The 10,113-nt window shown below is 39.1% G+C and carries 9 protein-coding genes; all 9 read left to right on the top strand.

Translation table 11 applies throughout. The annotated features are described in order from the left end of the window. The coding region (locus tag CXF62_RS00875) for a WG repeat-containing protein (RefSeq protein ID WP_322868748.1) at positions 1–1,030 on the top strand (1,030 nt) is incomplete at its 5' end. 97 nt (positions 1,031–1,127) lie between these two features. Next, the gene (locus CXF62_RS00870) at positions 1,128–1,649 is read left to right on the top strand and encodes a hypothetical protein (protein ID WP_102092568.1); all 522 of its coding nucleotides are present in this window, start codon (positions 1,128–1,130) and stop codon (positions 1,647–1,649) included. A 183-nt stretch (positions 1,650–1,832) separates the two neighbouring features. Beyond that, entirely contained in the window at positions 1,833–2,714 is an 882-nt protein-coding gene (locus CXF62_RS00865; protein ID WP_102092567.1) for a PP2C family protein-serine/threonine phosphatase, read from the top strand. Between the two features lie 54 nt (positions 2,715–2,768). Next, on the top strand, positions 2,769–3,857 hold the full coding sequence (locus CXF62_RS00860) for a helix-turn-helix transcriptional regulator (RefSeq protein WP_102092566.1): 1,089 nt from the start codon (positions 2,769–2,771) through the stop codon (positions 3,855–3,857). Positions 3,858–3,875: 18 nt separating this feature from the next. Beyond that, positions 3,876–4,319 carry a DUF1810 domain-containing protein gene (locus CXF62_RS00855; protein ID WP_102092565.1) on the top strand — a complete coding sequence of 148 codons (444 nt, stop codon included), beginning with the start codon at positions 3,876–3,878 and terminating at the stop codon, positions 4,317–4,319. Between the two features lie 36 nt (positions 4,320–4,355). Then, positions 4,356–5,594, top strand: a complete 1,239-nt coding sequence (locus tag CXF62_RS00850) for a PDDEXK-like family protein (RefSeq protein WP_185156568.1) — start codon at positions 4,356–4,358, stop codon at positions 5,592–5,594. A gap of 465 nt (positions 5,595–6,059) precedes the next feature. Beyond that, positions 6,060–7,223, top strand: coding sequence for an iron-containing alcohol dehydrogenase family protein (locus CXF62_RS00845; RefSeq protein WP_102092563.1), 1,164 nt, complete (start codon positions 6,060–6,062; stop codon positions 7,221–7,223). A gap of 14 nt (positions 7,224–7,237) precedes the next feature. Next, positions 7,238–8,584, top strand: coding sequence for a hypothetical protein (locus CXF62_RS00840; protein ID WP_102092562.1), 1,347 nt, complete (start codon positions 7,238–7,240; stop codon positions 8,582–8,584). Positions 8,585–8,590: 6 nt separating this feature from the next. Beyond that, positions 8,591–9,958, top strand: a complete 1,368-nt coding sequence (locus CXF62_RS00835; protein ID WP_102092561.1) for a sigma-54 interaction domain-containing protein — start codon at positions 8,591–8,593, stop codon at positions 9,956–9,958. Positions 9,959–10,113 lie beyond the last annotated feature (155 nt).

The following is a 10,113-nucleotide window of genomic DNA, read 5'->3' as shown; positions in this document are numbered from 1 at the left end:
CGAGATTGAAATGAAAAAAAACAATAGAAAAGTGGCAATGTTATTGGGTCTATATGCAGCGTTAGCCGCAGGTAGTGCAACCGCTGGCTTACAAGCTTTTGAATTGGAGAATACGGAGCAACCTCAGTGTGGCTACAAAGATGACAGAGGGAAAGTCATCGTACCAGCAAAATATTATAGTTGTAGTGGTTTCTCTGAAGGTATGGCTCGTGTCGCAATCATGAAAATGGGAATGGTCAAAGGCTATGACGGCGGTGAGGACTACGAAGACTATCTGTACTGGCAAGGCTATATTAACGAAGCGGGCAAATTAGTCATACCTGTTGAGCATCAAGCACCGATGACTGGTGGCTATTACATTGATTTCCGAGATTTCCAAGAAGGGATGGTAGCCGCATACAAAGACGGTAAATACGGCTATATGAATAAGGTAGGGAAAATGACCATACCTTATTTATATCAGAGTGCCGGTGATTTTAATGATGGGCTAGCAGTGGTGAGTAAAAATGATAAATTTGGAGCAATTGATAAAACAGGTAAAACAGTCGTACCGTTTAAATTTAACTGGCTAGATGACTATTCAGAAGGATTGGCCAGATATAACACATCTACATTGGGTGATGAAGATAGCAAAACAGGTTTTGTAGACACCTCTGGCAAAACAGTGATAGCAGCCAAATGGGATGAGGCAATGGAGTTTTCAGAAGGACTGTCTGCTGTCAAGATTGGAGACTATAGAAGTGGTAAGTGGGGCATCATCGATAAAACAGGAAAGGTCGTTGTCTCACCAAAATATGACATGGCTTATATGGAGCCAATGGGGGATGCCGTAGATGTCGATGGTGGTCGCTATAAAAATGGGAAACTTGATGTCTATAACCTAAACACTAAAAGCGCTAATGCTTATGATAATGGCTACGAGAGTATCACGCGCTATACATTAGACCGCCAAGGAAAAGTGCTTTCCCAAAAAACCTACACAGATTGGAATGAGATAGATCAAGAACGCTATCCGCAAAACGATCAGTAATTTCTCACATCTATTCTTAAAAATGGATACTTACTGACATATGAAAGTGAGCCGCATAGAAAATACTTAATTTATTTAAATTTATAGGAAAAATTTCATGTTTAAAAGGACAAGCCTGCTACTAGCAGCATCGATGATTATCTTAGGTCTATCCTCTACGGCTAACGCAGCACCTAAAACAAAATATGGTGTCACAGTAGTTGAATGTGATTTTGATTATGAGGACGAGAAATTTTGCACAGACAGTCGTTTGAAAAGCTATGCAACTGTTATGAAAGAGCGTAAGCCTAACTTCAATGGTAATCAGATTATCTATATCTTTGAAACCAATGACACAGGGTACGTCAACAAAAAGCCCTATCGTTTGGTTGTGATTGACCCTGCTAAGAAGACAGTAGTACCTTTTCGTTATTCGTTATCAGCTGCAGTTGACTCAAATGGTAAGCCAATGATCGTTAATAAGAAAGGCGATACGATTGATTTTGATTTTAGTATCAAATCGAATCGCTTTTGTTTTTCTGGCGATATAGACGCTTATAGAATGTCTGACAGCTATGTAGATCAACCTTTTTGCTTTAAATATGACAAAGCCCAAAAAAATATGGTAAGAGAGTATTAAGGTTTATTGACCTAAGATAGTGCATAAGAGGTGATGGGCGAACGTTCATCACCTTTTTATTTATATAAAGCAACTCTGTGTTACTCATGTACTATCTAAATGATCTTATATTTCAACCTAGAAAATAAATTTAAAGGTTGTCCGCTATACTAGCCTCTATGACAAACATATAGGCTTACCATCATGACTGCTCCTGCTCCTGCTCCTGCTCCTGCTCCTCTTGACCATTGTCCTTTAAAAGAAACTCCTTCTATTGCACAGGCCTGTGCAATTACCTTTCTGGGGAATGCTAGTAATAACCTGCAGCAAGACGCTTTTTTCTTTCTAGATAATTGGTATCAAGAAGATCTAGGTGTGATGGCAGTGACACCAGTTGCATTACCATTTAGTTTAGCAGTGTCTGATGGCGTGGCAAGCTCTAATCACTCGCAGCACTGCTCAAAAGCAGTGGTAAAAGCAGTCAGACGGTTATGGGTTAATCAGAAGAGTATTACTTCAGAGGTTATTCATCAGCTGATTAATCAAACCAAGCATTCATCTAAGCGTCATGGCGCGGCGGCAACCCTCGCGATGGTTACCTGTGAGTTAAAGGGCGATGGAACCATAAAGGCGACGATAATGCATGTAGGTGATAGCCGTGTGTACTGGCTGCCTAAAGGGACGTCACAGTGGCAGTGCCTGACTCGAGATCATAATCTATTGAATGAGCTTATTGACCAAAGGGCACAAGAGCAAGGTAGCCAAGCGAAGTTCGCTGACTATAACCGAGAAGGTATGGCAGGGAGTTTATATAGTATTACTGAATGCTTTGCATTAACGGCTGATGACAGTTATACAAGCAGTGAAGCACCAAAAGGTAGTTCTTGCAACATTAAGGTTAATAGCGGCGATTGTATCTTGGTCTGTACGGATGGTATTCATGACTTGGTGCCGAGTCGTCATTGGCAACTTGTCAATGATGAAACCGATTTACAAGCTTGGCTCATCTCTCTTAAGAACCAAGTTTATGATTCCGATGGCAATGCTTATGATAATGGTACCGCGATTTTGGTTCGTTTTGATTGAACCTGTATTTTAATAACGAGTTAATTACTTCATCAGTCTAATAGAGAAGATACTATGCCAGCACATCAAATTGCCAGCTATACAAAGTCAGCACGTCTATTTGCTTTATATCAAAGCCTGCCTCGAAGTGAAGCAGATGCTATGTCACTGACAGAGCTTATGCAAAACTATGGTGATAATACTGATAATTATACAAATGAGCGTAAAAACTTAGAGAACGATTTGATTGGCCTAAATCAAATCTTTAACGATATCTTCTATAGTGACGCCTTAGTCCGAGTGCCAGCATGGGGCAATAATATCAGTGGCAAGACAGCACGGTTTTATATTGACCCCAGCTTTAGCATCGATGTTATTAACGAGCAAACCGTGTTCTTTTGGGAGATGCTGGATAAATATACCGCAAACTACTTACCAGTATCTTTTAAACAAGAAATCGCAGACAAGCTCACTCAATTACGTCGACAGGATAAAGATAAGTTTCATCAAAGTCCGCTAGGGCAATGGCCAGATCATCTCATCACCTTACCTAGTATCGTGCAAGCACCAACGCTTGATAGTGATGTGCTTGAAAGTATTCATCAGGCTCTGCTACAGAATCGTCAATTACGAATAAGCTATCAAAATAAATGGGACGAAAAACCAGTTCAAAGAGTGATATATCCCAAAGGACTGATCTTTATTGACAATATGATCTATCTCACAGGTTTTAATTCTGCTGATGATCATATCGATGATGATGTGTTACTAAAGGAGCATCGTAATTTTGCAGTCAATCGTATTACCGAGGCAATAGTCATAGATAAGCCAATACCTGACTGGGTAGGGCGTGACGTTTTTACATTAAATAGCTTACAGAAGCTAGGCAAGCTAGAGTTTGGTAAAAATGTCGAAATCAACTTGGTTTTAAAAGTACAGAAATTTGCCTGTCAGCATTTATACGAGCGCCCATTATCGACAGATCAGAAAATTACCATTATCGATGACACCTGGAATCAAGTCAGCGCTACAGTTGCTAATACGACTCGTCTACAAGATTGGCTAGTGAGTATGTCTCAGCTAGCCGTGGTCGTAGAGCCGGTGGATTTGAAAGCCGTTATTCTGGATCGATTGCATAGTGCATTGGTACTTTATGAAAAATAAATAGACAGGAGTAGCACTATGAATAAAACCCTGTTCGACGATTTTATCCAAGCCCAAAACACTATCTATTCACAAGTGATTGAAGAGCTGACCCAAGGTCGTAAGCGTACGCATTGGATGTGGTTTATCTTTCCACAGGTGAAAGGGTTAGGGCACAGTAAAATGTCTCGACGCTTTGCAATAGAGAGTTTGGAGCAAGCAAAAACATATTTGCAGCATGAGGTGCTTGGAGCACGGTTAATAGAGTGTGCTGAATTACTACTGCTCCATCCTGATAAAAGCGCTTTAAATATCTTTGGTTCACCAGATAACTTGAAGCTACAATCTTCGCTAACATTATTTGCCTTTGCCGCTGGTAACAAGTGTATTTTTGAGCAGCTTTTATACCAGTTCTACGAAGGCAGTTACGATATAAACACTATCAAGATGCTGAAGCAAATCAATGACCAGCAATATAAGTAAATAAAACCGAGTGAAATTTTAAGAGGATAGATGAGTATGAGTACCGTGCAAAGTTTGATAAATGGTGTGAGTCAAAAGATTAATGCGTTAGAGACAGCTCAAGCACTCTATAGTCGTCAACTGTCGCCAGATTTTAGTACTTTTGAGTATATTAGTACCGATGAGTTAGGGCTTAGTCGCATTTTGGCAGCTCTGCTTGATCCTAAAGGGAGTCATGCTCAGCAGGAAAGCTTTTTAAGGTTATTTGTTGAGCATTGTTTGCCTGTTATATATCAAGACTATAACTGGCAGATTTTCTTTAACAACCTTGAGAAAACAGAGGTTTTTCTTGAAGAAGTGACGGGAAAAAGTAACACTCAGCGGCGTATGGATATTTACTTAAGATGTCAGGTGGGTGATGAAAGCTACGGTATTTGTATCGAAAATAAACCTTATGCAGCAGATCAGTCTAATCAACTGATTGATTATTATCATGAGCTCAAGGAAAGAGGTCATAGTAGTCGTCATATTGTTTATCTCAATGAGTATAACGGTACACCTGATGAGAAGAGTGTCGATGCTAGAGTTTTAGAAAAATGGAAAAAAGACAAGGAATACAGTCATCTTCGTTTTAGCGATCTGATTGGTTGGCTTAAAGCATGTCAAGTAGAGTGTCAGAATCATAGTGTCAGTGAGTTTATTGCACAGCTAACTAAGTTTATTCAAAAGCAGTTTATGGGGATAGAAGATATGAATGAAGACAACGCAATTTTAGATATTATTAAACAGAATGCAGCTACTATTGATGCCAGTATCAAGGTGTCTAACACTGTAGATCGAATGAAGAAAGAACTGATAGCCAAGTTAAAAGTAGATTTGTTAGCAAAATATAAAAAAACTGATTACGAATTAGATCTTAGTTATATCGGCGAGGGTAGAAGATACGAACAGATTAGATTCATAATTCCTGGCTATGATATGGGTTGGGTTTGCTTCGAGTTTGATAATGCAGGGTTTGATCGTCCAATTTTAGGTATTAAGTTTACTTCTGTAGAAGCCGTGAAAGCTTGTCTACATACAGAAGGTATGAAAACTGTACTGAATACGATGCTAACTGATAAAAAAGTGAGCTCCTCTGCTCAGTGGCCTGCTTACTACTACTTTGATCCGCAGGACTGGAAAGGTTCGAGTGAGGCATGGTTAATGATAAATGAAGGCACGATGGCAGATAAAATCTTGGAAGAAATAGATAAGGTTTTTCGACTGCTAAGTGAAAAAGGTTGTTTTAGTGACTGAGCTAGGCTTCTCACCTCATACTAAAAAAACTATTTTTATGAGCTAAGCTACAACGCTGGTTATAACTCTATAGAAATATGGACAATATCATTATGAGAAGCAAGGTTCGCGAAGATCATCCAATTTTACTATGCCACTACACTTATCAGGTGTCCTAGTTTAGTTGACCACTACAGTTCAGCCTAAACTTGTTAAACCGCCTTAACTATAAAGTAGGGCGGTTTATTTTTTTGTAGGATTTGCAATCTTATGAATAGTTTTATTTCAACACTCAGTCTTATCTGATGAATAAAATCATAAAATAAATATTAGTGATGATTTTATTCATCATAATTAATAGGCTTTGTAATCGTTTTAATTAATTTAATCTTTTTTATCAATTACTTATATTTTTTTTAATAAGTTTGGTACGTAGATTGCATCAATGTTACTAGAGTTTAACTTACAAATACTCGAGGTAAATTGATGAATACTGATAACGTTCAAATCTTTAAAACTGCTCGTCGTTTGTTGACAGGTGAGAACTCTAGTTATCTGCTACCTGAAGAGATGGCTAGCTTAAATGTAAAAAGACCGTTAATTGTAACGGATAAAGGTGTCAAAGACGCCGGTATTATTCAACCAGTCATTGATAATCTCAAATCAAACGGTGTTGAAAATATATTTATTTACAGTGATATTTCAGCAGAGCCAGAAACCCACATTGTTGAGGCTTGCTGTGAGACTTTCGAAGAAAATCAATGTGATGGGGTTATCGCTATAGGAGGTGGTAGCGCAATGGACACGGCAAAAGCCGTTGCGATTTATAGTGGTGAAACAAGATCATTGAGCGAATTATTCGGTGAGGATAAAGTAGCGCCTCGGAAAATCCCTTTAATTTGTATGCCAACAACAGCAGGAACAGGCTCTGAAGTTACTAACATATCAATATTGTTGGATGTTCAAGCACAGATTAAAAAAGGCATAGTAAGTAATGAGCTACTACCAGATGTTGCTATTGTCGCTCCTGAGCTAACATTGAGCTGCCCAGAATTTGTTACTGCTGCAAGTGGCGTTGATGCGCTAGTACACGCAGTAGAGAGTTACTTATCTAATTTTGCTTCCGAAATCACTAAATCTTTATCCATTGCTGCAATCCGAATGATTGTTGATGCATTGCCTGTTGCTTATCAAGAGCCTACTAATATAGCTGCACGTGAGAAAATGGCTACAGCTAGTTTAATGGCGGGGTTAGCTTTTGGTAATGCTGGCGTTGGAGCTGTACACGCGCTTGCATATCCGCTTGGTGGTAGATTCCATTTATCTCACGGTGTTAGTAATGCAGTCATGTTTTCTCATGTGATGAGGTGGAATAGCACTAGCTGTCCTGACAAGTTTATCGATATCGCGATTGCTATGGGTGCAGACCATTCTATTAGTGAATCTGATGCGGGGGACTATGTAGTCGCTAAAATTGAAGCATTATGTGTGTCTGTATCTATCCCTAAACAACTTAGAGAGTTTGGAATCGAGTTTGACGATTTAAATGAGTTAGCTACTTCAGCTAGTGCTGTGACCAGGTTATTGCGAAACAACCCTAGACAACTTAGTGTCAAAGATATTGAAACTATATACCAAGAAGCCTTTTAAGGAGGAAGTCTGCTATGTCTTTATGGAAGAAGCGAACGGCAGCAGGAGAAGCATCTTATTATCCACTAGGACCATTTAAAGTCCGACTACCCTTTCTACATTACCGTTTTGAGTGGCCTGATTATTTCCAAGGTCTACTCATGTGTGCTGTTGATTTAGCTGCTATTCCGCTAATGACAGAACTACTGGGTATGCCCTTTGAAGCAGCCCTTGCCATTGTGATGATCAATGGAATTTTTTATCTACTCCATCACCTATTAGGTGATCCTGTCGTACCTGGGTGGATCACACCTGCTATACCTCTACTTATTATGTATGTATCTACTTTTCCTGAAGGAGAAAGTAGAGTCCATGCGCTCATTGCTTTTCAGATGATGTTAGGCTTATTCGCCATATTTTTAGGAGCATCAGGTGCAGCTAAGCGAGTCGTTCATCTTATTCCTAGTGCAATTAAAGCAGGCATCATTATGGGTGCCGGGCTAGCTGCAGTATCTGTGGTTTTTCAAGAAGGCGGGCGGTTTGAGACTTATCCGTTTACTGTTACTATCGCTGTTGGGATCGCATTTTACTTAATCTTTTCGCAGCATTTTGCTAAGTTAAGAAAGTATCATTGGAGCTTTCGTTTTATTGGTAACCTTGGTGTATTTCCTATTATTGTACTGGCAATTATTCTTGCACCAATGTTCTCAGAGGCACCTTGGCCAGATATCCAGTGGGGTATCACAAAGCCAGACTTTGTGACAATGTTTACTGAATATACTGTATTTGGTGTAGGTCTCCCTCCAATGACAATGTATTTAACAGCTATTCCAACAGTCCTGGCTGCTTACATCGTATTATTTGGTGATGTATTACAAAGCAAATCCATATTAGAAGAAGCTGATGAAGCACGCCAAGATGAAAAAATTGATTACGATCCGAATCGAGCACATCTGATTTTTGGCGCTCGAAATCTGGGAATGAGTATTATGGGACCAGATGTTGCAATGTGTGGTCCTTTGTGGGCGGCAATGCATGTTGTGATTGTTGAGCGATACAAGCAGGGCAGACAGGCAATGGACTCAATCTTTGGGGGTGCTGGCTCTTTCCGCTGGGGTACTAATACTGGATTGTTACTATTGCCTGTAGTCAGTTTAGTACAACCAATACTAGGAATAGCATTAGCTTTAACATTATTGATTCAAGGTTATGTTAGTGTTCGAATTGGTATTCAGGAAGCGCGTTGCGATAGTGATCTAGGTATTGCTGGTGTTATTGCTGGAATACTGGTTATAAAAGGTGCCACGTGGGCATTCGCTGCTGGAGTATTATTATGCTTCTTAATATACGGTTGGCGTTTGCGTGAAAAAATAAAGGAGTAAAACTGAGTGTTCCTTGATGAAAATCTACAGAGAGTTATAGACGCGCTAAGTGATGGCGTCTATATCACTGATGGTAATGGTATAACAATTACTATGAACAAAGCTTATGAGCAAATGACAGGGCTACCTAAGCGGCGTTTAGTCGGTTTACATATGTCTGAAGTCGTCAAGGCTGGTTTTATTTCGCGTTCCGTTTCACTCGAAGTACTGAAAGAACTGCGTGCTATTACTATCATCCAAACAATAGGTAGTAATCATAAAATATTTGTCTCTGGTACTCCTATGTTTGATGCAAAAGGTCGGATAGAGTACGTTGTCACTACAGCAAGGGACATAACAGAGCTTTTAAAAGCAAAGCATGCAGAAGAGCAGCTTGAGCAACTATTAAAACTAAGAGAGAATTACGGAACGTCAGTCGAAGGGGATACAGCGCAAGAAAAATTTATTATTAGCCGTAATACGAAAGCTTGTTATGATTTAGCAAAAAAAGTTGCTGCAACTAGTGCCAAAATGCTTATTCAAGGTGAAACTGGTACTGGCAAAACATTATTAGCAAATACCATCCACCAGTATAGCAAGGTCTGTGACGGTCCATTTATTGAACTTAATTGCGCGGCTATGCCAGAAGCACTACTTGAAGCTGAACTTTTTGGATATATGCCGGGAGCCTTTACTGGAGCATTGATAAAAGGAAAGATTGGACTGCTTGAAGCCGCCAATAACGGCACTTTATTCTTGGATGAAATTGGTGATTTACCGCTCAGTTTGCAAGCAAAGTTACTTAAAGTAATTGCTGAAAATCGCTTTATACCTGTCGGTGGCACTGAGTTTAAAACAACAAACTTCCGCTTAATTTCCGCTACACATTATGATTTAAAAAAACTGGTAGAAGCAAAATTATTTAGAGAAGACTTACTTTATCGATTAAGTGTTGTTCCCATTTATCTACCACCGTTACGAGAAAGAAGCGATGAAGTTCGTCCATTACTAGAACATTACATTCAATACTTTAATGAAAAATATGAACTAGATTGTCATTGGCACGAAGATGTTCTTTCACAATTAAGCGGCTATAACTGGCCCGGTAATATTCGTGAGTTGATTAACTTAACGGAAAGGTTAGTAGTTACCGTTGATCAGTCATTAATCACCGCTGCACAGTTACCTGTTGAATACAGTTCAAAAAAAATTTCGAAATATGATAAGTCTTCCTTGAAAGCGCAGGTGGAGGCACTAGAACAACAATTAATCAATGAAGCTATAGAAGAGTATGGCACCACAAGAGCTGCTGCTAATGCTCTTAGTATTGATCAATCTACCCTAGTTAAAAAACAAAAACGTTGGCGTATTAATGAAAGTAAGAATATATCTTAATGTATTTCTAACAAAGCTAGGGCTTGTTATCAATTAGCGGAGATATTTCAGAATAAGCCATACTTAGATTATATTTATGAATTTGAGATCGGATATTATGACAAAATAACATGCCTTATGAGATGATCAAAGGAAGCGAATTAAAGTACTTTTAT

The sequence above is a fragment of the Psychrobacter sp. MES7-P7E genome, from assembly GCF_002863645.1.
In the GTDB taxonomy this organism is placed as follows: Bacteria; Pseudomonadota; Gammaproteobacteria; order Pseudomonadales; family Moraxellaceae; genus Psychrobacter.
The sequence above is the reverse complement of the archived record's forward strand: the minus strand, read 5'-3'. Positions and strand labels throughout refer to the sequence as shown.

Excerpts from the sequence above, each read along its gene's own strand:
- CXF62_RS00870 (WP_102092568.1), top strand. The coding sequence starts at position 1,128 with ATGTTTAAAAGGACAAGCCTGCTACTAGCAGCATCGATGATTATCTTA.
- CXF62_RS00845 (WP_102092563.1), top strand. The coding sequence starts at position 6,060 with ATGAATACTGATAACGTTCAAATCTTTAAAACTGCTCGTCGTTTGTTG.
- CXF62_RS00840 (WP_102092562.1), top strand. The coding sequence starts at position 7,238 with ATGTCTTTATGGAAGAAGCGAACGGCAGCAGGAGAAGCATCTTATTAT.
- CXF62_RS00855 (WP_102092565.1), top strand. The coding sequence starts at position 3,876 with ATGAATAAAACCCTGTTCGACGATTTTATCCAAGCCCAAAACACTATC.
- CXF62_RS00865 (WP_102092567.1), top strand. The coding sequence starts at position 1,833 with ATGACTGCTCCTGCTCCTGCTCCTGCTCCTGCTCCTCTTGACCATTGT.
- CXF62_RS00860 (WP_102092566.1), top strand. The coding sequence starts at position 2,769 with ATGCCAGCACATCAAATTGCCAGCTATACAAAGTCAGCACGTCTATTT.
- CXF62_RS00850 (WP_185156568.1), top strand. The coding sequence starts at position 4,356 with ATGAGTACCGTGCAAAGTTTGATAAATGGTGTGAGTCAAAAGATTAAT.